Origin of the sequence: Prosthecobacter gellanilyticus (assembly GCF_007992435.1) — a bacterium.
In the GTDB taxonomy this organism is placed as follows: domain Bacteria; phylum Verrucomicrobiota; class Verrucomicrobiia; order Verrucomicrobiales; family Verrucomicrobiaceae; genus Prosthecobacter; species Prosthecobacter gellanilyticus.
The window spans coordinates 1-24,366 of the sequence record NZ_BKAG01000072.1; the positions used below are offsets into that span (position 1 = coordinate 1).

At 61.0% G+C, this 24,366-nt stretch carries 19 protein-coding genes; 9 read left to right on the forward strand and 10 right to left on the reverse strand.

Annotation, left to right across the window (positions count from 1 at the left end):
- Positions 1-184 precede the first annotated feature (184 nt).
- Entirely contained in the window at positions 185-850 is a 666-nt protein-coding gene (locus BGE01nite_RS26910) for a DedA family protein (RefSeq protein ID WP_146855694.1), read from the reverse strand.
- A 146-nt stretch (positions 851-996) separates the two neighbouring features.
- On the opposite strand from BGE01nite_RS26910, the gene BGE01nite_RS26915 reads away from it, so the two are divergent.
- Together BGE01nite_RS26915 and BGE01nite_RS26920 are read left to right on the forward strand one after the other, a co-directional pair.
- Positions 997-1,494 carry a helix-turn-helix domain-containing protein gene (locus BGE01nite_RS26915; protein WP_146855696.1) on the forward strand — a complete coding sequence of 166 codons (498 nt, stop codon included), beginning with the start codon at positions 997-999 and terminating at the stop codon, positions 1,492-1,494.
- An 81-nt stretch (positions 1,495-1,575) separates the two neighbouring features.
- Positions 1,576-2,829 (forward strand): PDDEXK nuclease domain-containing protein, encoded by a 1,254-nt coding sequence (locus BGE01nite_RS26920; protein ID WP_146855698.1) that lies wholly within the window; start codon positions 1,576-1,578, stop codon positions 2,827-2,829.
- Positions 2,830-2,858: 29 nt separating this feature from the next.
- Here the strand turns inward: BGE01nite_RS26920 and BGE01nite_RS26925 are convergent, their stop codons facing one another.
- The 3 genes from BGE01nite_RS26925 to BGE01nite_RS26935 form a co-directional block, all read right to left on the reverse strand.
- Positions 2,859-4,319, reverse strand: coding sequence for a shikimate kinase (locus tag BGE01nite_RS26925; RefSeq protein WP_146855700.1), 1,461 nt, complete (start codon positions 4,317-4,319; stop codon positions 2,859-2,861).
- Positions 4,316-5,731, reverse strand: a complete 1,416-nt coding sequence (locus BGE01nite_RS26930; RefSeq protein ID WP_170267098.1) for an N-acetylmuramoyl-L-alanine amidase — start codon at positions 5,729-5,731, stop codon at positions 4,316-4,318. The genes BGE01nite_RS26925 and BGE01nite_RS26930 overlap by 4 nt, the downstream gene beginning before the upstream one ends.
- 154 nt (positions 5,732-5,885) lie before the next feature.
- Positions 5,886-6,977 carry a GntR family transcriptional regulator gene (locus tag BGE01nite_RS26935; RefSeq protein ID WP_146855704.1) on the reverse strand — a complete coding sequence of 364 codons (1,092 nt, stop codon included), beginning with the start codon at positions 6,975-6,977 and terminating at the stop codon, positions 5,886-5,888.
- A gap of 330 nt (positions 6,978-7,307) precedes the next feature.
- Here BGE01nite_RS26935 and BGE01nite_RS26940 point away from each other — a divergent pair, with 330 nt between their 5' ends.
- The 4 genes from BGE01nite_RS26940 (at position 7,308) to BGE01nite_RS26955 (ending at position 10,967) form a co-directional block, all read left to right on the forward strand.
- Entirely contained in the window at positions 7,308-8,417 is a 1,110-nt protein-coding gene (locus BGE01nite_RS26940) for a sialidase family protein (RefSeq protein ID WP_146855706.1), read from the forward strand.
- Between the two features lie 226 nt (positions 8,418-8,643).
- Positions 8,644-9,459, forward strand: a complete 816-nt coding sequence (locus BGE01nite_RS26945) for an HpcH/HpaI aldolase family protein (RefSeq protein WP_146855708.1) — start codon at positions 8,644-8,646, stop codon at positions 9,457-9,459.
- 162 nt (positions 9,460-9,621) lie between these two features.
- On the forward strand, positions 9,622-10,473 hold the full coding sequence (gene bla / locus BGE01nite_RS26950) for a subclass B3 metallo-beta-lactamase (protein WP_146855710.1): 852 nt from the start codon (positions 9,622-9,624) through the stop codon (positions 10,471-10,473).
- Between the two features lie 62 nt (positions 10,474-10,535).
- Positions 10,536-10,967 carry a DMP19 family protein gene (locus tag BGE01nite_RS26955; RefSeq protein WP_146855712.1) on the forward strand — a complete coding sequence of 144 codons (432 nt, stop codon included), beginning with the start codon at positions 10,536-10,538 and terminating at the stop codon, positions 10,965-10,967.
- Between the two features lie 188 nt (positions 10,968-11,155).
- On the opposite strand, the gene BGE01nite_RS26960 is transcribed toward BGE01nite_RS26955, so the two are convergent.
- Positions 11,156-11,896: a helix-turn-helix transcriptional regulator gene (locus tag BGE01nite_RS26960; RefSeq protein WP_218033111.1), complete on the reverse strand. Its 741-nt coding sequence runs from the start codon at positions 11,894-11,896 to the stop codon at positions 11,156-11,158.
- Positions 11,897-12,082: 186 nt separating this feature from the next.
- On the opposite strand from BGE01nite_RS26960, the gene BGE01nite_RS26965 reads away from it, so the two are divergent.
- From BGE01nite_RS26965 to BGE01nite_RS26975, 3 genes are all read left to right on the forward strand, one after another.
- A complete protein-coding gene (locus BGE01nite_RS26965; RefSeq protein WP_146855714.1) occupies positions 12,083-14,620 on the forward strand; it encodes a DUF1592 domain-containing protein in 2,538 nt (845 codons plus the stop codon).
- Positions 14,621-14,674: 54 nt separating this feature from the next.
- Complete coding sequence (locus tag BGE01nite_RS26970) at positions 14,675-15,967, forward strand: DUF1552 domain-containing protein (protein WP_146855716.1); 1,293 nt, start codon at positions 14,675-14,677, stop codon at positions 15,965-15,967.
- 496 nt (positions 15,968-16,463) lie between these two features.
- A complete protein-coding gene (locus BGE01nite_RS26975; protein WP_146855717.1) occupies positions 16,464-19,031 on the forward strand; it encodes a DUF7133 domain-containing protein in 2,568 nt (855 codons plus the stop codon).
- A gap of 212 nt (positions 19,032-19,243) precedes the next feature.
- Here the strand turns inward: BGE01nite_RS26975 and BGE01nite_RS26980 are convergent, their stop codons facing one another.
- The 5 genes from BGE01nite_RS26980 to BGE01nite_RS27000 form a co-directional block, all read right to left on the reverse strand.
- Entirely contained in the window at positions 19,244-20,455 is a 1,212-nt protein-coding gene (locus BGE01nite_RS26980) for a PDDEXK nuclease domain-containing protein (protein WP_146855719.1), read from the reverse strand.
- Positions 20,456-20,605: 150 nt separating this feature from the next.
- Positions 20,606-21,295: a hypothetical protein gene (locus BGE01nite_RS26985; RefSeq protein ID WP_146855721.1), complete on the reverse strand. Its 690-nt coding sequence runs from the start codon at positions 21,293-21,295 to the stop codon at positions 20,606-20,608.
- A 60-nt stretch (positions 21,296-21,355) separates the two neighbouring features.
- The gene (locus BGE01nite_RS26990) at positions 21,356-22,015 is read right to left on the reverse strand and encodes a hypothetical protein (protein ID WP_146855723.1); all 660 of its coding nucleotides are present in this window, start codon (positions 22,013-22,015) and stop codon (positions 21,356-21,358) included.
- 322 nt (positions 22,016-22,337) lie between these two features.
- Positions 22,338-22,613: a hypothetical protein gene (locus BGE01nite_RS26995; protein ID WP_146855725.1), complete on the reverse strand. Its 276-nt coding sequence runs from the start codon at positions 22,611-22,613 to the stop codon at positions 22,338-22,340.
- A 363-nt stretch (positions 22,614-22,976) separates the two neighbouring features.
- A partial coding sequence (locus tag BGE01nite_RS27000; protein WP_218033112.1) for an LOG family protein occupies positions 22,977-24,366 on the reverse strand: 1,390 nt, incomplete at its 5' end.

Consider the following 24,366-nt stretch of genomic DNA (forward strand, 5'->3'; position numbering starts at 1 on the left):
ACGGGCTACCATGCCTCGTCGACACCGCTCTCGTTCGCACATGACGTTGTCGTATGGCGAGAACACTTTCTGCGCATCTAGCGGTGTCGCGCCTTAGCGCTTGCCACCGCAGTCCGGGACGCTCCGCGACTGCTGAGCTTGAGGTCGATCGACCCCGGAGGCTCATCCGCGCTTTGGCGAGATCTCACACCTCTGTGCCTTTGCCCGCATTTGCGTTGGCGGCGGCTTTTTTCGCGGCGCGCTTGTGCTGGATGACCTCGATGAGGATGGGGAGGATGGAGACGAAGATGATGAGCAGGGAGACGAGTTTGAAATTGCTCTTGATGAAGGGCAGGTTCCCCAGCGCGTAGCCGAGCAGGGAGATGCCGGCCACCCAGAGCAGGCCGCCGCCGATGCTGAAGGCGAGAAAGCGCGGGTAGTGCATCTGCCCGAAGCCGGCGGTGAAGGGGGCGAAGGTGCGCACGATGGGCACGAAGCGGGCGATGACGATGGCGCGGCCGCCGTGCTTCACAAAGAAGTGCTCGGTCTTCGTGAGGTAGTCGCGTTTGAACCACGGGCGCGTGACGATCCATGAGCCGCATTTGCGGCCGATCCAGTAGTTCAGGTTGTCCCCAATGATGGCGGCGGCCATGAGGAGGGGGATGATGAGCTCGATGCGCAGCATGCCCTGCGCGGCCAGGGCGCCGACGGCGAAGAGCAGGGAGTCTCCCGGCAGGAAGGGGGTGACCACGAGACCAGTCTCACAGAAGACAATGGCAAACAGCAGCGCGTAGATGGCGGTGCTGTGCTCCTGGGCGAAACCCTGGAGGTATTTGTCCACATGGAGAACGTAGTCGATGAGCTGGGTCATGGTGAGCTGAGCGCGGCGCCGCAGGGCAGGGGATGGAAAGGGGGCGGGCGCGGACTGTCCATTCCCCAGGGCATCCGGCAAACGAAATTCTGCGCGCAGATTCGCGCTTGCGCAGGGGCCGGGTGTCACGCCAACATGCGCGCCTCATGGAATCCCATCAAGTCATCCGAGCCGCGCTCGACCAAGTGCATGTCAAAGAAGTGGCGGAGAAGATGGGCATTTCCCTCTCCCTGCTCTATAAATGGGGTGAGGAGGGCGCTGGCAGCAGCGGCACGTCCAACCCGCTGGACCGCGTGCAGGACCTGTATGAGCACACGCAGTCTGACGCGCTGGTGCAGTGGCTGTGCAACAAGGCGGACGGTTACTTTGTCAAAAACCCGCCCACGACCAAGAGGCCCGGCCGGGAGGTGATGCCGGCCACGCAGCAGATCGTGCAGCAGTTTGCGGATTTGCTGGCCGCCATCAGCCATGCGGCCAGTGACAACTGCATCAGCCGTGAGGAGGCGAAGCACATCCGCCACGAGTGGGATGAGCTGAAGCGCCTGACCGAGCGCTTTGTGAAATGGTGCGAGCAGGAGGACTTTTTGCATCTGGCCGAGGACCTGAAGGTGAACCGCGTGGGGATGAAGGAAGACAAGGACTGAGGGGGCGCGAGGGCGATCTCTCACACTCTGTGCTTTTCTTTTCGGCGTGGTTTGCGCAGGTTTTCGGAATCTCCCATTCCCATGAAAAAGGCAGCTGCCAAGAAAGCCCCGTCTCGTGCCCGAACTCCCGTGAAAGCGAAGGCGAAGGCTGAAGCCAGCCTGAGCTTCACCAAGCTGGTGCAGGCCATCCAGCACGTGCACACGGAGAGCACTGCCGTGGTGAACCGTGTGGTGAACACGACGCTGACACTCAGGAACTGGGTGATCGGATGGTATCTGATCACCTATGAACAGGAAGGTTCAGATCGAGCCAAGTATGGCGAATCGGTCATCGACAGAGTGGCGGAACGCTTGGCTACGAAGGGTCTCGATGAGCTGACTTCACGCTACTTGCGGTTGTGCCGGCAGTTCACGACTGTGTATCCGCAGATTTGGCGGTCACTGACCGCCAAATCTGACCAGATGCTGGTCGATAGCCCAATTTGGCGGTCGCTGACCGCCAAATCTACTTTTGCTCTTCCAGCTTCAACAACTGGAATGGCAGCTTCAAGCTCCGCAGAGATAGCCATTCGGGAGTCACTGACTCCCGAATTGGGCGCTCCGACGCATGCTCTGGTGTCTCAACTATCCTTCACCCACCTGGAACAACTTCTCGCCATCGATGACCCGCTGAAGCGGGCTTTTTATGAGATCGAGTGCATTCGTGGAAACTGGTCGGTGCGGGATCTGAAGCGGCAGATCGGGTCGCTTTACTTTGAGAGATCGGGGCTTTCTAAGGACAAGGCGAAGCTCGCGAAGATGGTGAAGGCGGGTGTGGAGTGTGCCGAACCAAAATTAACCATTCGTGATCCCTACATCTTCGAGTTCCTCGGACTGCGGGCGAAGGACGCGATGGCGGAGAATGACCTGGAGGCGGCGCTGATCGAGCACTTGCGCGAGTTCCTGCTGGAGCTGGGGCATGGCTTCTGCCTGGAGGCGCAGCAGAAGAGCATCCTCATCGGCAAGACGCGCGGGTTTGTGGACCTGGTGTTCTACCACCGCCTCCTGAAGTGCCATGTGCTGGTGGAGCTGAAGGTGCAGCCCTTCGCCCATGAGCATCTGGGCCAGCTCAATACCTATGTGACGTGGTATAAGAAGCACATGATGGCCGCGGGTGACAACGCGCCCGTGGGCCTGCTGCTCTGCACGGGCAAGGATCATGCCCTGGTGGAATACGCGACCGCCAGCATGGATAACCAATTGTTTGTCTCCAAGTATGCGGTGGGTCTGCCCAGCAAGGAGGAGCTGCAACGCTTCCTGGACCGGCAGCGCAAGGAGCTGGCGGGGAAGGTGTGAGCGGTTTCGGCTGTCTTCACTCCCACTACCTACAGCGCCTTCTCATCCGGATCATTGAAGCGGCGGCGGGCGAAGAAGATGCGGGCGCTTTCGGCCACGCCATAGGCGCTTTCCTCCTGCGTGAGGTCATCGGTCTGGATGCGCAGGTCGGCCATGGATTTGTAGACGGGGCCGCGCTCCTGGATGAGGCGCTCGAGCTTCACGCGCGGCGGCTCCTCGCCACGCAGCAGGGGGCGGTCGTTGTTTACCGAGGTGCGCCGCACCAGGAGGTCTGTGCCGGCCTCCAGCCAGGTGATGTAACCGAGATGGCGCAGCAGCGGCAGGTTCACCGCCTGGGTGATGATGCCGCCGCCGGTGGCGATGACGTGATGACGGCTGCCTAACAACTCGCGTAACACGGCGCTCTCGCGCTTGCGGAAGCCGGCCTCGCCTTCCTTCGCAAAGATCTCCGGGATGCTGCACCCGGCGCGGTTCACGATCATGTGGTCCGTGTCTGCGAACCGGAAGTCCAGAAGGCGTGCGACGAACCTGCCCACGGTGGACTTGCCGCTGCCCATGAGGCCGATGAGGATGATGTTTTCCGCGCGCGGCGGTGGTGTCTCATGGTCCAGCTCCACTTGATCGAGGATGGAGGAGACGAGCTGCGGGTCATCCGCCAGCGCATCCAGATAGGTGGGGTAGCTTGCGGTCCAGCCGGTGGCCTTCAGGCGCGCATTGGACACGCGCTTGTGGCTCCAGCCGCGCTTGCGGTCAGGGTCAGGTGCCTTGCGCTTCGGCAGCGGCAGGCTGAAATAGTTCGCCAGTGTGTTCAGGCACTCGCGCTGCGTCATGGGCAGGTCATCCACCACATTGTAGATGCCCGCATGGCGGTGCGTGAGGAGGTGCACGATGGCGGAGGCGGCGTCGTTGCCATGGATTTGGTTAATCAGGCGGCCGTCCTTGGCCTGGTCCGTGACCTCGATGCCGCTCTTGCGCTCCAGCAGGTTTTTCAGCAGCACGGAACGCCCGGGGCCGTAGATGCCGGCGAGCCTGGTGACGGTGCCGCCTTGCTTCAGGGCGATCTCCTCCGCCTGGCGCAGCAGCAGGCCGGTCTCGCGCTCCGGCTCCGCGCGCGAGGTTTCATCCACGGTGCTGCCGTCCACCTGCGGATACACGCTGGTGCTGCTGGTGTAGAGCGGCCAGGCCTCCGGGAAAGCGGCCACGAGATGCGTCATGCCGTCCACATACACTTTTTGGTAGGCCGCCGCGCCGCCGCGCCCGGAGCTGGCGCAGTGCACCAGCGCATCCACCGCGCCGGTCTGCGTGCGCAGAGCCTGCACGGAGTCCAGGGAGGACACATCACAGGTGAGCACGCGCCAGGGTTTCACCGCCGCCAGCCGTGCGGCTGACTCCACGGAATGCGTGACGCCGATGACCTCATGGCCATCTGCCTGCAAAAGATCCGCGGCCCGCTCGCCCACGAATCCACAACCTATGACCAGCACCTTCATGATCCGCGGCGGTTGTTTTGATAATAGCTCACGAGACCGTCCACGATCCCCCTCACGTAGTCCTCGATGGCGCTGGTGGTGAGCCTGCCGCCGATCAAGGTGCGGCCGAGGTAATGCCCCGCGAGCAGACGGCGATACGTCTCCTCATGGTTCATCACATACGGTTCCAAATAGACCACCGGGCAGCGGTAGATGCGGTTCGCCAGGAGGTTCCGCGCATACACATAGGGATTGCTGCCCGGGCGGCGCGCGTTTGGCGTGGTGTAAACATACGCTGGCAGGCCGGTGTGGCGCGCCATGCCCTCCGCCACGGCATTGCCCAGCGGGATCTCCTCCTCATGCACACGGCCCAGCAGGCGGGTGAGCATCTCAAAGCGCACGTCCTGCTGCATCAGCTCGGTGTTTGAGTAGCAGCCATTGACCAGGATGTGCAGATGATTCTGCGGTGAGAACTGCGGTGATGTGGCATCTCCCCAGGACTCGGCATTGAAGTGCAGGCAGAGCACGAGGTCAGGTTTGATCTGCTCATTCACACGCTCGCCACGCGCGCGGATCTCGCTGACACGGTAGAAGAGCTTCTCACTCTGCCACTGCACGGTGAGAAGTTTTGCATCACCGGTTAGGCCGTCATACTTTTCCTGCGGTTCGGAAAAGCCAGACTCCGTGAGCACCTGACGCGCGTCTTTCTCCAGATCCACGGGGCGCTTCTTCGTCACGGGATCATTGTTTTCACGGACCAGGCTTACGATGGCGCCCAAGGCGGTGAGGCGCTCCTTCAGCACCTGGGCGGTGAGCAGGGAGAGGTCCCCTTCGCGGATGGATTCACCGCCTTTGAAGCTGAGAAAGCGCTCCTCCATCACGGCCCATGAGCCGCCGATGTGCCCCGGATCCAGCGCGATGTGCAGGTCACTCAGCAGAGGCCTGCCCTGGCGCGGTGTGAGCTCCTTCGCACGCCGCCATGGGGCACGCGCGGTGGAGTCTGCAGCGGCTGCCGGGGATTCATTCGCTGCGCGAAAGGCCACGCGCACGGTCGGCTTCTGAAGCTGCCCGGTCGGCACGATCAGCGCTGCATCCGTGATCTCAAACGGTGGTGGCAGCGCATTGGCCTCGGAGTAAAAATCCTTCCAGAGCTTTTCAAACTCCGCGCGCGTCATGCTGCCGGAGTAGGCCTCCAGCCGGGTCCAGTCCGGCGTGGGGCCGAGTGCGCTGATTTTAGAAACGGCCAGCGGATCCTGCGAGGTCGCAGGAACAGGTGCAGGCGGAGGTGTGAGCGCAGCCGCCGGTGCTGGCGGCGGCGCCACTGCGGGCGGCGTGGCCGCCGGAGCCGGGGGCGGTGCAGGAGCAGGCGCGTCCGGCACCTGCGCATGCAGGCCCGTGGACACGAGCAGCCCTGTCAACAATAGAAACTTCATGCTGCGAAACTAGCCCGTTTGCCCAGAGAGGCAACCCAGAGCACGAAAAGTGCAGCCCTGATCGCGGGGTCATGCGGCCGTCATCAGCTCCCACCTTCTGAAAAACCACCGTCAACAATCGTCAACCACTGTAAACCACCGTCAACGACTCCGCTCACAGCGTCTCCCCTTTCACAAACTCCGGCATGAGGCGGATGGCCTTCGGTGGCAGCGTGCCTGTCTCCACGATCTGCCGCACGGCCCGTGAAACGGCGCGCGCGAACTGGGCGTGACCGGCGGCGTAGCGCGTGACGGCTGGCACGGTGTGCTGCAAGAACACATCATCATCCCGCGCGATGACGGCCATGTCCTGCGGGATGCGCACGCCCTGGCGCATGAGGTGCATCATCACTGTCAAAACGTGAGACGGGCGCGCTACCAGGCAGGCGGTGGGCGGGTTCGGGCCCTGCATCACCTTGTCCAGAAGCGCGCGCACATGCGCTGCGGTGCCATTGTGCCGCAGGATGTGCAGCACGGGCGCGCCCTCGCCCTGCAGTGCCTCATGCAGGCCGCTCTCGCTCTCCAGCTCGCCGCCGTAGTCACCCTCCGTGCGGATGAAGGCGATGCTCCGGTGCTTCAATCTGCGCAGCACCGCGCCTGCATGACGGCACGTCGCGCGGTAGTCCGCATCCACGGAGGGAAGCTCCACTCCCGCAAGGCTGCTGCCTAACACCAAGCATGGCAAACGACGGCGCAGAAACCAGTTTTGCACCGGCTCCAGAGACCCAAACAGCAGCCAGGCCGCCGCCGGTGCGCGCGTGGTCAGAGACTCCAGCGCGCGCTCCGGCCGCTTCGTGAAGCAGGCGGTGCTCACATGCACCTCCAGGCTGAAACCCGCGCGCGAAAGCTGGTCGCGCAGCTCGTCCACCATCACCAGGGATGCGGCGGACATCTGTAAAAGCGGCCTCGGTGTGATGATGGCGATCACGCGTGAAGGCGCCGCTTTCTTCAGCACGGACTTGCTCAGCTTGATCTTCCGCCGCTGCCGGTCGGAGACCTCCAGCAGCCCGTCACGCCGCAGCTCATCCAGGGCGGCGCGCACGGTGTGCCGGCTCACCTGCAGCTTCGCGCACAGCTCTCTTTCCCCCGGCAGATGCCCCTGCCAGTGCCCGGCCAGCATGGAGTCCCGCAGGCTTCTCGCCGTCAAACTGATGAGTGAAACCCGCCGAGGCGGATTCGGACCCGAAGGAATGGGAGCAGACTTCATAAAGCAACAACAGTGAACCGAGAACAGCGAACCGTGAACCAAGGGAATGTGGTATGAAAAACGGACCAGAATCAGAATGCTGTCATTCCTCGTTCAAAAAGGACATCATTCATTCAGTCCTCACCTCCGTCACTCCATGCCGGTTTGAGGTAGAAAGATTAAGGGTAGAAAAATTTCAGAAAATATTTCTACCCTTAATTTTTCTACCATCACCATCACCATCTCCGCATCAATCCAGCACTCCTCTTCTCCGAGTCCTTCTTCATCCGCCCCACGAGGCGCCCTCTTCCTCAACTCCGAACGCCGCCTTCCAAACTCCGCCCTTCCCCCATGCGCCTCCTCGCCCTCACCTTCCTCCTGGCTCTCGCTACAGTTTCCCACGCTGCCGAGTCCATCATCACGCTCAACGTCGATCCCTCCAAGGAGCATCCGCGTAACTCCGAGGGCTCTTTTGCGACACTGAAGTCGGGTCGCGTCATCTTTTGTTATTCTCAGTTCTACGGCGGTGCGGCGGACGAGAGCCCCGCGCGTATCGTGCGCATTCATTCGGATGACCAGGGCCGCACCTGGAGTGAACCCGTCACTGTGGTCGAAAACACGGGTGGGAACAATGTGATGAGCGTCTCCCTGCTGCGCCTCGCCAGCGGCAAGCTGGCCATGTTTTACTGCATCAAGAACAGCTGGATCGACTGCCGCCCGCACATGCGCATCTCCACGGATGAAGGCGAGACCTGGACGGATCCCAAACTGATCCAGCAGGCGCCCGGTTACTTCGTGCTGAACAATGACCGCGTGATCCAGACCGAGAAAGGCCGCATCATTGTGCCGCTGGCCTTCCACCGCTCACGCGGCACGGATCCGCACACCAGCAAATCCTGGGATCACCGCGCCATCGCCACCTGGCTTTACTCCGATGACGAAGGCGCCACGTGGACGGAATCTTCAAGCTGGTGGGCACTCCCCGTCCGCAGCAACAGCGGCCTGCAGGAACCCGGTGTCGTGGAGGTGAGTGATGGCAGCATCTTCTCCTGGTGCCGCACGGATCAGGGTGCGCAGTGGGGCTTCACCTCCACCGATGCCGCGAAGACTTTTAGCGCACCCACGCCCACGGAGATGAAGTCGCCCAACGGCCCTGCGAGCATCAAGCGCCTGCCTGGCAGCACTGACCTTCTCTCCATCTACAACGACCACTCCGGCATGTTCCCCTTTCCGCCGAAGAAGCGGAACCCCTTCGTCGCCGCCATCTCCAGCGACGGCGGCAAGACCTGGCCCAAGCGCAAGCTGATCGAAAATGATCCCGATGGTCTCTACCACTACACCGCCATCCATTTCGTGGGTGATGCCATGCTCATCGGCTACTGCGCTGGCGATAGTAAAGTCGGCGCCCTCAACCGCCTCCGCATTCGTCGTATCACCCTGGATTGGCTGAACGAAAAGTGATTCAAGATCGTTCCAAGACCCTTTCTAACCGCTAATAGGACACTAATGAAACGCTAATAGAAGGCATCCCAATCAGTTCTAAACCACCTCATTTCCATTCTTCTTTATGAGCGTCCTATTAGCGTCAAATCAGCGGTTAAAACCTTCCCCGTCATTAGTGTAAATTAGTGTCCATTAGTGGTTAGAAATTCACCGCCCACAGCCCACCGTTCACGACTTCTCTTCCATGCGCTCCTCCAAAGTTCTCGCCAAGCTCCGCGCCGGCCAGGTCGCCCGCATCTGCTGCTGCGGCTCGCCCATCGGTTTCTTCCCCGCCATCGCGGCCCATTTTAACTATGACGGCATCTGGATGGACGGTGAGCACCGCACCTGGGAGCCGCGTGAGGTGGATGCCATGATCGCCCGTCACCACGCGGCGGATATCGACTGCGTGTGGCGTCCGCCGACGAAGGAAAAGAACGGCCTCTACCGCCTGCTGGAAGACGGCGCCTCCGCCCTCATGATCCCGCACGTGGCCACGGCGGATGATGCGCGTGTTTTGGTGAACTCCATCAAGTTCCCGCCGCTGGGTGACCGTGGTTTCTGCGGTGGCGGAAGAGATGCCGACTTCTGGATCGGCAAGCCGGCTGACTACACCGAGCAAGCCAACCGCGAGACCTTCCTCGTGGTCCAGATCGAGACCCCGCAAGCGCTCGAGAACGTCGATGAAATCGCGGCCGTCCCCGGTGTGGAAGTCCTCTTCCTCGGTCCTGGCGATATGTCCCTGCGCCTCGGCTGCACGCCTGCGGTGAATGACCCGCAGATGCTCGAAGTGCAGAAGAAGATCGCCGCCGCCGCCAAGAAGCACGGCAAGGCCTGGGGCCGCCCGGTAGGCTCTGCTGCGGATGCGAAAACCATCCTGGACCTCGGCGCAAGGTTCATCGTCCACGGCAGCGAATTCGGCGCCCTCCACGCCCACTTCACCGCCTGCTCCGCCGACTTCGACCAGATCCTGAGCGAGTCTGCCGGCGCTGCGGAGATTCCGGCTGGGAAAACGTATTGAGGCGAGGGTGGCACCACAGGGGTATCGGGTTCGTCTCTTGAGCCGCTGATAGGACGCTAAGCAGACGCGAATAAGAGTCATTCATAGGCTTGGCATGAGCGTTCAATTAGCGTCTTATCAGCGGTTCAAGAGTCTATTGTCCCCAGCCTCCCCTCACTTCCCATGAAGCCCGTCCTTTTCCTTTTCAGCCTTCTCGTCTCGCTCACCTTCACCCTCAGTGCCCAGGCCCAGCGCAGTGCGGCGTGGACCACGCCTTTTCCGCCGCACAAGATCGCGGGGAATCTTTATTATGTGGGTTCGCAGGACCTTGCGTCCTACCTCGTCACCACGCCGGAGGGGCACATCCTCATCAACAGCAGCCTGGAGGAATCTGTGCCGCTGATCCGCGATGCGGTGACGAAGCTGGGCTTCAAGTGGACAGATATAAAGATCCTGCTCATCAGCCATGCGCATGACGATCACTGCGGCGGCAGTGCCACCATTCTCAAAGAGACCGGTGCCAAGCACTTCGTCATGGAGGGTGATGCCGATGCCATCGAAAGCGGCGGCGTGAAAAAGACCCGCCTCAGCGCCAGCTACATGAGCTTCGCGCCCGCGAAGGTGGATCGCCGTCTCAAGGATGGTGAGGAAGTCACGCTCGGCGGCAGCACTCTGGTGGCGCATCTCACCCCTGGTCACACGCCCGGCTGCACCACCTGGACGATGAAGGTCGATGGGCTCGACGCTGTCATCATCGGCAGCCCGAACGTGAACCCCGGCACCGTCCTCGTGAACAGCAAGACCTACCCTGCCATCGCCGAGGACTACAAGACCTGCTTCCGTGTTTTGAAGGCACTCCCCATCGACATCTTCCTCGGTGCCCACGGCGGCTACTACGACCTGCAGGCGAAGCATGCCAAGCTCGCGACCGCAGGTGGTAACAACCCATTTTTCGATAAAGCTGGTTATGCCGCCTACGTGGCCGATCGTGAGCAAGCCTTCCTCAAGGAGCTGGCGAAGCAGATGGGGAAGTAAATCGATAATGAGTTAGGTGAGTGAGAAAGCATCAATCTTCCCAGACTCATCCGAAAGGCACCATGGACGCTGACTACAACCTCGTGAACAAAACCTTTTGCGATTGTGTTGACAGAGGTCAGCATAAAAGGCGCTTCTTTAGTAAGCTCAAGCCAGGCACCGTGCTCTGTGAGGTATGGCACTCCTTTGGTTTGATCGGGAATGGTGGATTTCACAATTTCTTTGGAGGCATCGGCAAGAGGCGGGAGCGTCAGTTCATCCAGTCTTACGACATCATGGGAGCGCCGAAAATTGCAGGTCTTATGGAGGAGGCCTATCAGTTGTTCGATCAGGCCAGACGGTCGGTCGATGAGCCTGAGGACATCGATGTCGTCCGAAAGCGGTGCGATTCTCGGATGACTGAGATAGAACGTGATTACTATGGAAGTGAGTCAGAGCTTGTCCGCGCCGCCGCGCAGTATGTGAGAGCAAACCCATCTTCGTTCAGCGGATAGGTTGATAGCTTGTAAGTAACATTCACCCGGTGACTGCCATTCTTATTTAACCGCTAATAGGACGCTGATGAGACGCTAATAGAAGACCTCTGAATGGTATCCATTAGCGTTTATTTAGCGTCTCATCAGCGGTGAACCTTTCCGGCCCTCCACGCAGGACTAACAAAAAGAGAAAAATACTTTCCGGACTAACCTCGGTTGCGCACCCGGAACTGCCTCGGTGTCATGCCGGTGCGTTTGCGGAACTGCTGGGTGAAGGCGCTTTGATCACAGAAGCCGTGATTGAGCGCGATCTCGATGATTGGTGCGGAGGTCTTCGCCAGGGCCTCGGCAGCGCTTTGGATGCGTGTGCGCAGCATGAGCTCATGCGGTGAGAGACCTAGCGTCTCCTTCAGCTTCCGGTGCAGATGCCGTTCCGATACACCGGCGGCCCGCGCCAGCTCAGCGGTGCTCAGGTTTTTGTCACAGTTCTTGCGCGCATGCAGCACGGCTGCGGTCACCTCACGCACATCATGGTGGCGCATGCGCTCCTCATCACGGCGCGTGATGCCCATGACGCCGATCACCTTGCCAGCCTTGTCCCGCACCGGCAGTTTCGTGCAGAGGAACCAGCTCAGGTTCCGCTGCTCATCATACCAGACCTCCAGGCGATTGATGAGCGGCTTGCCGCTGCGCATCACCTTCTGGTCATCGGCACGGAAAGCCTTCGCCACCTCCGGCGGGAAGAATTTTTCATCCATCGCGCCCACGAGCTCGCGCTCATGCTTGATGCCGAACCTCTCAAAGGTCACGCTGTTTGCCGCGATGTGTCGCCCTTCCGCATCCTTCACAAAAAAGAACACGCCCGGCAGATGCTCGAAGATCGCTCTCACCGCCTGTGGATCAGCGATCCTGGCAAAGAACTCCTTTTGAAGGGATGACGTGGGCATGGCCGGATTTTAACAGCGCCGCAGCAACTGTCACGCCTCAAGGACACCTGAAGACATAACCCAGTGCCAACGCAAACACCCGATGGAGTGCAGCCTTTCTCAACTCCACCACAAGATATCGAAAGCCCCCACCCACCGCCTTTCCAGCAAGACACCCGCACACCTCCCCGTAGACTCGGCCCCCTCATGCTTCGTCCTCGTTCCGCCACTTGCAGGCGTGCCTTCATCTTCTTCCTGCCGCTGCTGTCTCCCATGATGCAGGCGGCCATGCCGGCGCGGCTGGAGGCCCTGATCCAGGAAAGCTGCATCGAGTGCCATGACAAGGACACCGCCAAGGGCAGCCTGGATCTCACCGCGCTGCCTTTTGATCTGAGCAACCGTGCTGTGAGCGAGCGCTGGGTGCGCATCCATGACCGCGTGGAAAGCGGCGAGATGCCACCGAAGGCGGCCGATCTGCCGAAAGAGCAGCGCGCGGAGATGGTGCAGTGCCTGGACCAGGATCTCTACGCCACGGATCATCGTGAGGTCATGAACCAGGGCCGCGGATTTCTGCGCCGGCTGAACCGTGACGAGTATGAGCAAAACCTGCGTGATGTGCTGCAACTCCCCGATCTCGACATCCGCGATATCCTGCCGGAGGACCGCCAGGGGCATCGCTTCAACAAGACGAGCGAGATGCTGGACATGTCACGCGTGCAGCTCGCCGCGTATCTGGATGCGGCAGAGGCCGCGCTGCGTGCTGCCATGGTCACGGAGCCTGCGCCACCTCCCGTGCTGAAGCGCCGCATCGTCGGCACGGACCTTTTTCCCGGCACCGGCACTTTTGGCAATCGCGAGTCCATGTTCTTTGCGCGTAACAATAAGTATATCCAATGGGAACGTAAGGACGAGAAAGAGGTCATCAAGGCCGGGGCCAAGGATGAAAGCATCGAGATGGCGCTCTTCCGTGCCGCGAGCTGGCCCTACATCGGCAATCCGAAGGGCTTTGTGGCTCCGCACTCAGGCAAATACAAGGTGCGCTTCTCCGCCCGTGCTGTGCTTCAGCAGCCCGGGTTCACCTACATCCCGGCCAGGCAGCCCGTGCCCATGACCTTTCGCACGCGCAAACCCGCCGGGGCGGACATCATCAATGAAGTGCGCGCCGAGGGCGGTGTCATCGACATCCAGCCGGAGCAGAAGGTGCATGAGACCACCCTCAACATGCGACAGGGCGAGGCTTTTGAATACAGCTTGTTAGGCCTGCCCATGCCCCTGGCCCAGAACCCGAATGGTTCCGGCCCCACTTATCGCTATCCCCCCTTCCCGGAAGGCGGCCAGCCAGGTGTGGCCGTGCAGTGGATCGAGGTGGAGGGGCCTCTCCCTCCAGACCAGTGGCCGCCCGCCTCCCACCGCGTGCTGTTTGATGAGCTCGGCATCGATGTGAAGCCTAACAAAGAGCGCGAGCGTGATGAGGCCAGCCGCCTGCTGCGCCGCTTCATCCAGACCGCCTCACGCCAGCCCGTGCCGGAGGAGGCCGTGGGGATGTTTCTCACTCTCATCCATCAGCGCCTGGAAAAGGGGTCGCCCTTCCGCGAGGCCATGCTCACCGGTTACAAGGCCTTCCTGGCCTCCAGTGACTTCATTTACCTGCGCGAGCCGAAGACTAAAGACGACCACTTCGCCATCGCCTCCCGGCTTTCCCATTTCCTCACGAACTCGCGTCCGGATGCTGCTTTGCAGGACCTGGCCGCGAAGCAGCGTCTGCGTGATCCGCAGATCCTGCGCCAGGAAACGCAGCGCATCATCGCCAGCACCGGCTTTGACCGCTTCGTGAAAAACTTTACCGACTATTGGTTAAACCTCCGCCAGATCCGGCGGGATGATCCTGACATCCGCCTCTTCCCCGAGTATCGCTTTGACGAGTATCTGGTGGACAGCATGGAGCGTGAGACGCGCACCTTCTTCACCGCCATGATTCTGGAAAATCTCCCAGCCAGCGTGCTCGTCAGCGCGGACTTCGTGTATGCGAATGACCGCCTGGCGAAGCACTACGAGCTGCCTCCGCTCTCCGGCTCCGCGCTGCGGAAGGTCACGCTGCCGAAGGGCAGCCCCTGGGGCGGCCTGCTCACCCAGGCCTCCATCTTGAAAGTCAGCGCGAACGGCAGCGGCACCTCCCCCGTGGTGCGCGGGGCCTGGGTCATGGAGCGCCTCATCGGCAAGCCACCGCCGCCGCCGCCACCTAGCGTGCCTGCGGTGGAGCCGGACATCCGTGGTGCCAAAACCATCCGCGATCTCCTGGCCCTGCACACCACCTCCAAAAGCTGCGCCGGATGCCATGCGCGCTTTGATCCCGTGGGCCTCGCACTGGAAAACTTCGACGTGCTCGGCGGCTGGCGCACACGCTACCGCGGCAGTGAGGAGGGTGACCGTATCACCGGCATTGACCGCGCCGGTCATGACTTCAGCTACACCCTCGCCGCGCCTGTGGATGCCGCGGGCAAGCTGCTGGACGGCCGCACTTTTAAAGACGTGCATGACCTCAAGGCGATCCTCGCTGCGGACTCACGGCAGCTTGCCCGGAACCTGCTGCATCAGTTCACTGTTTACTCCACCGGCACTCCCGTGCGCTACTCTGACCGCCCGGAGATCGAGGCCATGCTGGACACTTGCGCTCCTGATGGGTTCCGTGTGCGCGACCTCCTGCTGGCGCTGGTGCAGAGTCGCATCTTCCTCGGCCAGCCCTAGCCTGTGCCGCCTAACTTGTTTTGCTTTACACTCCTTTGATCTGATCCGCCTGTCATGAACGCCCCTCACATCGCCCGCACTTTTTCACGCCGCCGCTTCCTCCACAGTGCTGGTGTCACGCTCGGGCTGCCGTTTCTGGAGTCCATGACGCCTGTGTTCAGCCGCGCCGCCCCGGTGAAGCCGCCGCGCCGCATGCTGCTGATCTCCAACAATCTCGGCTTCCTCCCCACGCCCTTCTTCCCCACCGCCGCAGGCCGTGACTATGAGCTCACGCCCACCCTCGAGCCGCTGGCCGGCATTCGGGATGAGTTCAGCCTCTTCAGCGGCATGTCGCATCCGGATGTGAATGGCGGCCACAGCGCGGAGAACTGCTTCCTCACCGCCGCCCGTGGCCCAACCAAAAGTGGTTTCCGCAATCAGATCTCGCTGGACCAGTTCGCCGTGGAGAAGCTCGGCCAGCTCACCCGCTTCCCCACGCTGAACCTCGGCGTGAATATCGACAAGGCCAACCGCAGCCTCTCCTGGACACGTGACGGCGTGCTGCTGCCTGCGGAGGACAGCGCTCCCGCCCTTTTCCGCCGCATGTTTGTGCAGGGCGATCCCGAGGCCGTGAAAAAGCAGCTCCATCAGCTCGATGAGCGCGGGAGCATTCTCGACACCCTCACGGACCACACCAAGCGCCTCAATCGCGACCTAACCAACAGTGATCGCGCACGCCTGGACCAGTATCTCACCTCCGTGCGCGAGGTGGAGGAGCGCCTGCTCACCGCCCGCGAGTGGGAGCTGCGCCCGAAGCCCGCCACCTCCCAGCCTGAGCCTGCGGACATTCGCGATAAAAAGCTCATCTTTGACAAGCTGGAGCTCATGCTCGCCATGGCGCAGCTTGCCTTTGAGTCCGACTCCACCCGCATCATCACCCTCATGGTGGATGCTTTTGACACCCCCGTTTTCAAGCTGCACGACGACGAAAGCACCACTGAAGGTTACCACGGCCTCAGCCATCACGGACAAGCCCCGGAGAAGGTCCGCCAGCTCGCCGATGCTGACCGCCAGCAGATGGTCATCTTCAACAAGCTCGTGCAAAACCTCGCCAGTAAGCGCGAGGAGGCCGATCGCCTGCTGGATCGCACCCTCGTCCTCTTCGGCAGCAACATGGGAGACGCCAACAAGCATGACAATACCAACCTCCCCGTGCTCCTCGCCGGCGGCGGCCTGAGGCACGGCCAGCACCACGCCTTCAAGCACGACAACAACCTACCTCTCTGCAATCTCTTCGTCACCCTCCTCCAGTCCCTCGGCATCGAAGCCGGAGAGTTTGGTTCAAGCACCGGGACGGTGACGGTTTAGGGCCATGTTTTGGACTGCGGCAGCCCTGCTGCCGCTTTGAGGTGTGGGCAGCCTTGCTGCCGGCGGAAGGGCGGTGAATGAACTCCTGAGTTCTGAGTGTTGGCGATGGCCAGCAGGGCTGGCCTGGAGAAAGCGGCAGCAGGGCTGCCGCAGTCCATGTGGGACCCATCGGGCTGAGAACAGCCCAGGGGGCATTAAAGGCAAGGCTCAACGGTTTGAGGCCCTCCCGAACACGCCTTCGCCAGCCCCACCATCAGATATTCCACACGCACACGATGTGGGGCACGGCGATACATATGCGTGCCGGCATCCAGCCCCCGATGACGTCTTTCCCGCATGGCCGGATTTTAACAAAAATTGGCAGCCCCTCACCAAACAAGTTCGCCGATTGTGCTGTATTCCTCCGCGTCAAAACCACGCTTGATGTGCGCTTGTCCTTGATCGTTGCGCATCGCTCACTGCTTACTGTCCACCGTTTACCGCTCACTGCCCTCACATGATCCGCCACCTCACCCTCACCCTGAGCCTCACGGTCGCTGCATTCGCGCAAGCCCAGGAAGCCGCTCTCGAGTTTCCGCCGAAGCCGCCGGTGCATGCGCTGACGGCGCAGGAGGAGCAGCAGACCTTCCAGCTTCCGCCGGGGTATCACATGGAGCTCGTGCTCGCAGAGCCGGACATCGCGGAGCCGGTGTGCATGGCCTTTGATGGCAATGGCCGCCTGTATGTGGCGGAGATGCGCAGCTACATGCGCGACATCGATGGCACGGACGAACTCGTCTCCACCAGCCACGTCTCCGTCCACTGGTCCAGCAAGGATGATGGCAAATACGACCAGCACCGCATCTTCGCCGCGAACCTGAAGCTGCCGCGACTGCTCCTGCCGCTGGCCGATGGTGTGCTCATCGGCGAGACCGACACGAACGACATCTTCCTTTACAAGGACACGAACGGCGATGGCGTGAGCGATGAGAAGAAGCCTGTCTACACGGGCGGACCGCGCGGCGGCAACCTCGAGCACCAGCCCTCCGGCCTCACCTGGGCCAATGACAACTGGCTCTACACGGCGGTGAACAACTACCGCCTGCGCTGGAAAGACGGCCAGTTCATCAAGCAGGACATCCCTGGCAATGGCGGCCAGTGGGGCGGCACGCAGGATGACGATGGGAAGTTCTGGGTCGTCAATGCTGGTGGCGAAAAAGGCCCGCTCAATTTCCAAAACCACATCCTCTATGGCCAGTCCGCCGCGCGGGCACAGTTCGAGCCCGGTTTTGAAATCGTCTGGCCTGCCATGGGCCTGCGCGACTACCAGGGCGGCCCCGGCAAGTCACGTGACGACGACACGCTCAACCACTTCACCGCCACTTGCGGCGGCGAGATCTATCGCGGTGACCAGCTCCCCGCCGAGCTGAAGGGCGACCTCTTCTTTGGCGAGCCTGTGGGCCGTCTGGTGCGCCGAACCAAAATTGAGGTGAATGATGGCATCACCATCCTGCACAACCCCTATCCGCAAAACGAGTTCCTCCGCAGCACGGATGCCTGCTTCCGCGCCGTGGACATGAAGACCGCGCCGGATGGCACGCTTTTCATCTGTGACATGTATCGCGGCATCATTCAGGAAGGGAACTGGACGAAGGAAGGCTCGTATCTGCGCAAAGTCATCCTCCAGCACAGCATGGACAAGATCATCGGCAAGGGCCGCATCTGGCGCCTAACGCATGATACGACCAAACCGGTGCCCGCGCCAAAGCTCATCAGCGCACCCGCCGCCCAGCTTGTGGAGACCCTCGCACATCCGAACGGCTGGTATCGTGACACCGCGCAGAAGCTTCTCGTCCTGAAGCAGGATACAAGCATCGTCCCCGCCCTCATCACCATGGCGCAGAAGCACGAGAGCCCGCTCGCCCGTGTCCACGCCCTTTGGACACTGGAAGGCCTGAATGCGCTCACGGCGGATCACATCCGCACTGCGCTCAAAGATGCCTCACCGCAGGTCCGCAAGGCTGCCATCCGCGCCAGCGAAACGCTGGCTGATCCCGCGCTCGAGGCTGATGTCACCACGCTTAGCAAAGACAGTGATCCCACCGTCGCCGTGCAGACCCTGCTCACCGCGAAACAGATGAAGTGGAAAGACCACGCCAAGCTCATCAACACCACCGCCCTCACCTCTCCCTCCAAAGGCATCAAGGAGCTCGCCGGTCAGATGCTGAATAACCAACTTTCATTTCCACGTGAGTTCTCCAACCAGCAGAAGGACATGATGCGCCGAGGCCAGGCCATTTATCAAGAGCTCTGCTTCACCTGCCACGGCCTCGATGGCAAAGGCACCGCGCTGGAAGGCCTCCCCCCCGGCACCACGCTCGCCCCGCCACTGTCCGGTTCCAAGCTCGTCGTGCAGAGTGACTTCATCCTCCGCGTGCTCCTGCACGGCCTCAGCGGCCCGGTGAATGGCAAGACTTATCAGGCCCAGATGATCCCCATGGCAAACAACCCGGATGAATGGATCGCCGACATCGCCAGCTACGTCCGCAAAAGCTTCGGTAACAGCGGCCGCTTCATCGAAAAGGCCGAGGTGGCTAAACTGCGCAAGGAGCACAGCGGCCGCATGACCCCCTGGACCACCGACGAGCTGAAAACCTTCGGCCCGCAACCTTACGCGAACCGGAAAGACTGGAAGCTCACCGCCAGCCACAACCCGAACGACCTAACGAAAAGCATCGATGGTAACCCCGAGACCCGCTGGGACACCCACACTCCGCAGGTCCCCGGCATGTGGGTCCAGATTGAGCTGCCGAAAGCCCTCCCCATGGCCGGCCTCATCCTCGACACCGCCAAGTCCAAAAACGACTGGCCCCGCGGCTGGAAGATCGAGCTCTCCCAGGACGGCAAAACCTGGGACAAACCCGTCCTCGAAGGCGCCAGCCCCACCACCGTCACCGAGTTCCTCTTCCCCAAGCCTCAACTCGCCAAATTCATCCGCATCACTGATACAGGCAGCGTGAAGGGACTCTACTGGTCGATTCATGAGCTGGAGGTTCTGGAGCCTGCGGTGGCTGCGGCAAAGTAAAGGCCACGCCATCTCAAGTTGGAGTCCAGGCTTTAGCCGCCCTCTGGGAGGGCTCGCTGATGCTGTGAGTTTCCACATTCCAAGATCGCCTAAAGGCTGTACTCCAACAGAGCGTAACAGCCTTCTCGTGTGTCATTTTGATACCTGACACTCGCCTCATGTATAGAAAACAGCACTTTTCTATACATGAGAGTGAGAGCCAGGAGGGCTGCTCACTTCAGTTTCGCCTTCTTCTTTAGCGTAGTCGATGGACTTGATTGGGCTGCTGGAGTGAGTTCCGCGAGTTCGCGGCGGATTTCGGCGGCGAGGTCAGCCTCGGAGGGAAGATGGAACTGATAGCGGCTGGAGAAAATGTTTTTCTGGCCTGGACCCAGGGTGTAGCGCACGGCGGTCTCGTTTTGATCCGTGCAGAGGATGAGGCCGAGTGTGGGTTGATCACCCGTCGTGAGGCGTTCTTGATCGTAGTAGTTCACGTAGAGCTGCATCTGGCCGATGTCCTGATGCGTGAGCTTCCGGGTCTTCAAGTCCACGAGGATGTAGCACTTCAAGATCGTGTGGTAGAAGACCAGATCCACATAGAAATGATCCCCTTCCAGCGTCAGGCGTTCCTGCCGTGAGAGAAAGGCAAAACCCTTGCCGAGCTCCAGGAGAAACTGCTGAAGATTCGAGATGAGAGACTCTTCCAGCCTCGACTCGACGAGACGGTGGCTCTCCGGCAACCCGACAAACTCGATGACCATCGGGTCTTTGAAGACATCCGCAGGCGTCTGAACCTCATGCCCTTTCGTGGCAAGGCGCATCAGCCCTTTCTTGTCGCGGCTCTTGGCGAGCCGCTCAAAAAGCAGGCTCTGGATCTGACGCTCCAGTTCACGGGCTTTCCAATTTTGCTGAACCGCTTCGATCTCGTAGAATGCGCGCACATGCACGCTGCGAATGCCGATCAGGGCACGGTAGTGAGTCCATGACAGGCCTGGGTTTAGCAGCCCGGGTTTCCACTCCTCGGCGCACGCTGCGTCAATGATGCGCGGAATGAGCACGAGCGACTCAGAAGAATGGTTACGCAGTGCGTAACTATTCTTGGGCCCGGTCGCTTTTTCAGATTTGTTACGCAGTGCGTAACAAATCGCCACGCCCGGTAGATCGGGATAGGAAAGGTAAAACTGCCGACACAAGCGCAACGTCAACTCGCCATAGCCACGAATACCCTCTTGACGCAATCCAGCCGCCAGCTCTGAAACGACACGCTCACCATATCCCGCACGTTTTGCGCCCTGCTGCTGCTCCTCCACGATCTCACGCCCGATGAGCCAGTTGGCGACGACCTGGCAGGTATTCACCGACCGGGCAGCGTGTGATTGAGCAGAGGCCAAAATGACCTGCACACGGTTGAAGACCGATTCTTTGGCAGCGGACGGCTTTTTCATGAGGAATGCAAAGGCAATTGGATACCCAGAAAACAAATGCCGCGTGCCTGTCTTTTCTTCAAGCCATCCCTTTGTGATCTGCTGGCTTCGTTACGCATCACCCGGCATTCCTCATAAGCTCATCTGGCATCGGCATGCGGCCTGGGTCGCTCATGATGGGGATGATTGAAGCGCAAACTCCAGAATCGATTTCAGGGTCATGGTGTTTCCACCGAGCTGCAAGATGATGACGCAGGTTCCTTCTGCAGGCTTGCCATCAGCATTCAAGGGGCCGCGGATGAGGACTTGGAGTTGATCCGGGGTGATCCATTTCTGCGGGATGATGGAGGTGACAGCGGCGGTGAGTTTGGCCGGAAGTGCTTCTTTGTGCCGCGATTTAAAGGCTTCTTCCAGGAGGGTGGTCGCGAGGGGCATTTCGATCCGTTGCGCCTTGCCGTCCTTCAAGGTGAAGGTCTCCCAATGGGCGCTCTGGGCGGGGGGCTCTCCTTCGCGGTAATGATGAAGCATCCAGGACACGGTGAAGGCGCTGCCTTCTTGATTCTCGGTTAGGCGGGGCTGGAGGAGGGGCCACTTCTCCGCATTGGGGATGGAGCCGCCCGTGGTGAGAGTGTGGTGGGCCAGTTCCACATGCTGCGCGTTATGGAGGGTGATCCATCGGTCCTTGGCATGGGACGGCTCCAGACCTGTGGGACAGGGGGACTGCATCAAGATGTAAACACCGGAGCGCTCGGCGGTGCCGAGCTTCCAGCTCATGCCATCTGCATGGCAGAGAGATGGGGACAGCCCAAGGCTGAGTGCCAGCGTGAGTATGGGGATGATGAGGCTGGGGAGCGTTTTCATGCGGAGGGATGCCTGGGTTGGCAAGGTAGCCTTGATTTCGTGAGGTCAAAATCTGGCTCGTCACTTTTGCGTCATCTGGACAAAGGTGGTGAACAAGCCTTGCATGCTTCCGGATGCATCGCTGCGCCACTCGTTGCGGTGATGGGTGGTGCCCTTCGCGCTGATCACTCGCACATCCATCCAGTATTCATCAGAGCCGATGCTGCCGCCGGCGGCCACCCAGCGTTTGACCCAGGCTTTGAGTTCAGACGGGTTTTCGGGCGGCTGGCCGACGATTTCTTTGGGGGTGAAGGAGCGTGTGGCGGCCTCATAAGCGGAGTGCGTTAGGCTCAGCAGGCTCTCCAGCTCCGCCTTTGTGATCTGCTGTGGCTCGCCAGTGTGCTCACGGCTGCTGGCTTTCGATAACTTGTCATACTCCACCCAAGGGGCGGCGGTGATGACATCTCCCTGGCGTGTGATTTGAAAGCCCATGGCTGGCTCAGGGCCGGTGCAACTGCCGTGACACTTCACGGCCACGACGAGGGTGGTCCAGGTGGAGGCCAGATCAGCCTGGAGATCGGCGACTTCCTTCACCCGCCTTTTCTCGCGCTCCGCCGCTGGATCAAGCCACTTGAGCTCGGAAGTCGCAGGCTTGGGCTCCGCTTTCGGCTCTGGCACCTGGGCGACAGCAGTCACATAAGATGTTAGGCTAAGGGTGGTGATGCAGAGCTTCGTGCGCATGCGGAGCCTGGGGTGGGCGACTGACACCCTTTTAAACCATGCCCCGAATGCGGGGCAATCCTAAAGTGGGTAGATAAGGCATGCACTCACCGCCCCGAAGTCGCGACGCGTCCTGGAGTGCTCCAGTCCCCTGGAGCTTTGGATTGGGGGCGTGGGAGAGTCGAGCTGTTCTCCAGAGGTGGAAATGAGATGTGGGAGGACTTCGGTGCGCTATGATACTCATCTTTTCGTTAGGCCTTCGAGAGCGCCAGAGGACTGGCGCAGTCCAGGACGCTTCGCGATGATCGTGGGCGCGCGATGCATCATGCTGCGCAAGGCTCCTCTAGCTCGCCTGCACGATGTCGCGGACGAGCTGCTGGCAGTCGGTGTAGTAGGTCTTCAGCTCGGGGGCCTGGGCTTCGGCGATGACGGTGTCATAGTCGCCCACGGCCATTTCGGCCATCTCGCCGAGTTCAGGGTCCAGGGACTCGCCCTGGGCGCAGAGGGAGATGACGATCTCGGCGATCGATCCTGAAACGTAGTTAGGCTCGAGTTCAGCGGGGATGGTGCGCTGGAGGAAGTCGGCGGCGCGTTTTTTCAGGGCAGGGGAGAGTGGCATGGGGTGTGATCCGCATGAAGGCGGAGGGCCTGTGGAGGGGCAATGCTACTGTGGTGGGGGCTATGCGAGGGTGTGGGCTATGCGAGGGTGTGGGTTGATGGAGCGTGGACTTCAGTCTACTGCGGCGCGGGCGAAGAGGCAGGGTGAGGCGAGCTGTTCTCCAGAGGTGGAAATGAGATGTGGCAGGACTTCGACACTCTATGTGCTCATCTTTTCGTTAGGCCTTCGAGAGCGCCAGAGGACTGGCGCACTCCAGGACGCTGGCGCGCTGATCGTGGGGGCATGAGTCATCATGCCGCCTGAGCTTTCACGGCCAGGCATAGCCACCACTGGCATTTGGTGAGCGGGCTTTTGGTTAGGTCGTCACGGCTTGAAGGCGGTGATGGTCTTCACGATCTCGCGGAGGGAGTCGGTGACGATGAGGCGGTGGGTGAAGCCTTTTTCCTCGGCGAGCTTGCGGATGAGGGGGAAGGCTTTCTTGCGCTTGTCATTCACATACACGGGCATGGCGGGCGGGTCCCAGTAGTCCTGGCCGTAGAGGATCATGGGGGCGGCGGTGCCGTAGGTGGCGTAGTAGTTCTGGCAGGCGTCCTGGAAGATCTCCTGCACGGTGCCGGCGTTCCCCTCGGCAAAGATGACGCCGTGCGTGGCGATGGCGAGCATGCCCTCCTCACGCACGCTGTTTTCAAAATACTTGGCGATGTGCGAGGCGAAGGGATTGGGCGGCTCGTGCCCGTAAAACCAGGTGGGAATGCCGACGCTGCGGCACTTTTCGGCGTCCCCGGGTTTCACGGGATAGTCACGCCGCACTTTCATGGCGGGGATGAGCCACTCGACGGACTTGCCGCTTTTGAATTCGGGGAAGTCCTGGAGCTTGCGGATGGCGGCGCGGAGGTCATCCACGGCACGGGTGGCAAAGTAGGCACCGAGATTACACGCCTCCATGGCGCCGGGGCCGCCGCCGGAGACGAGGAGGTAGCCTTCCTGGGTGAGCTTCCGCGCGAGCAGGGCCACGCGTGTGTAGACGGCATCATCGGTCATGCCTTCCCACTCATCGCCAAGGGCGGTGCCGGCGGGGGCGTTTTTCATTTTCTCCAGGCGCGGCATGTCATGACCGCCCATGATGGCGACGATGCCGCCTTTCTTCGCCGTGATCTGCTGCGCGCGGGTGACGGCCAGCAGATCGTCCAGCGCATCAGAGATGAAGGTGTCATGCAGACGGCGTGCGAGGACGGTGTCCACGGAGTCATCAGTGAAGAGTCTCGTGGTGACGGGATCGGCAAAGGTGCAGTAGCTCTTCCAGTCGACGGAGGCTTCATACACGGGGCGCTCGATTTTGGGGTCCTCGGTGGTGAAGGTGCCGACGAGCTCCTCTGCCTGATAAAGGGTGGCGCGGAAGGGCTGGAAGGGCAGCCAGGGCATGGGCGGGATGACCATGCAGTGCGGGTTGGCCTTCCGTTCCTCCTCGGTCTGCGCCTTGCCGGCGGCGGCTTCGGCGAGTGCGATGGCCTCGGCGAGTTTCGTGCCGATATCGCAGCCGAGGAAATGACAGCCGGCGATTTTCACGGCGGAGAGCGGGGCATCCAGCGTGAGGAGATTCACGTGCTGGATGACCACGTCATGCCAGGTGCCTCCGGCATTGAGGCGCTGCTGCACGGCGGCGAGAGTCTCCAGTTCAGTGCGCACGAGATTCGGGTTCGGATTCTTTTGCTTCTCATTCATGGGTGGGAGTGGGGAATGGTGGGCAGTGGGC

Bases quoted from the DNA above. Each gene is read 5' to 3' on its own strand.
- BGE01nite_RS26910 (WP_146855694.1), bottom strand. From the start codon at position 850: ATGACCCAGCTCATCGACTACGTTCTCCATGTGGACAAATACCTCCAG.
- BGE01nite_RS26915 (WP_146855696.1), top strand. From the start codon at position 997: ATGGAATCCCATCAAGTCATCCGAGCCGCGCTCGACCAAGTGCATGTC.
- BGE01nite_RS26920 (WP_146855698.1), top strand. From the start codon at position 1,576: ATGAAAAAGGCAGCTGCCAAGAAAGCCCCGTCTCGTGCCCGAACTCCC.
- BGE01nite_RS26925 (WP_146855700.1), bottom strand. From the start codon at position 4,319: ATGAAGGTGCTGGTCATAGGTTGTGGATTCGTGGGCGAGCGGGCCGCG.
- BGE01nite_RS26930 (WP_170267098.1), bottom strand. From the start codon at position 5,731: ATGAAGTTTCTATTGTTGACAGGGCTGCTCGTGTCCACGGGCCTGCAT.
- BGE01nite_RS26935 (WP_146855704.1), bottom strand. From the start codon at position 6,977: ATGAAGTCTGCTCCCATTCCTTCGGGTCCGAATCCGCCTCGGCGGGTT.
- BGE01nite_RS26940 (WP_146855706.1), top strand. From the start codon at position 7,308: ATGCGCCTCCTCGCCCTCACCTTCCTCCTGGCTCTCGCTACAGTTTCC.
- BGE01nite_RS26945 (WP_146855708.1), top strand. From the start codon at position 8,644: ATGCGCTCCTCCAAAGTTCTCGCCAAGCTCCGCGCCGGCCAGGTCGCC.
- bla (WP_146855710.1), top strand. From the start codon at position 9,622: ATGAAGCCCGTCCTTTTCCTTTTCAGCCTTCTCGTCTCGCTCACCTTC.
- BGE01nite_RS26955 (WP_146855712.1), top strand. From the start codon at position 10,536: ATGGACGCTGACTACAACCTCGTGAACAAAACCTTTTGCGATTGTGTT.
- BGE01nite_RS26960 (WP_218033111.1), bottom strand. From the start codon at position 11,896: ATGCCCACGTCATCCCTTCAAAAGGAGTTCTTTGCCAGGATCGCTGAT.
- BGE01nite_RS26965 (WP_146855714.1), top strand. From the start codon at position 12,083: ATGCTTCGTCCTCGTTCCGCCACTTGCAGGCGTGCCTTCATCTTCTTC.
- BGE01nite_RS26970 (WP_146855716.1), top strand. From the start codon at position 14,675: ATGAACGCCCCTCACATCGCCCGCACTTTTTCACGCCGCCGCTTCCTC.
- BGE01nite_RS26975 (WP_146855717.1), top strand. From the start codon at position 16,464: ATGATCCGCCACCTCACCCTCACCCTGAGCCTCACGGTCGCTGCATTC.
- BGE01nite_RS26980 (WP_146855719.1), bottom strand. From the start codon at position 20,455: ATGAAAAAGCCGTCCGCTGCCAAAGAATCGGTCTTCAACCGTGTGCAG.
- BGE01nite_RS26985 (WP_146855721.1), bottom strand. From the start codon at position 21,295: ATGAAAACGCTCCCCAGCCTCATCATCCCCATACTCACGCTGGCACTC.
- BGE01nite_RS26990 (WP_146855723.1), bottom strand. From the start codon at position 22,015: ATGCGCACGAAGCTCTGCATCACCACCCTTAGCCTAACATCTTATGTG.
- BGE01nite_RS26995 (WP_146855725.1), bottom strand. From the start codon at position 22,613: ATGCCACTCTCCCCTGCCCTGAAAAAACGCGCCGCCGACTTCCTCCAG.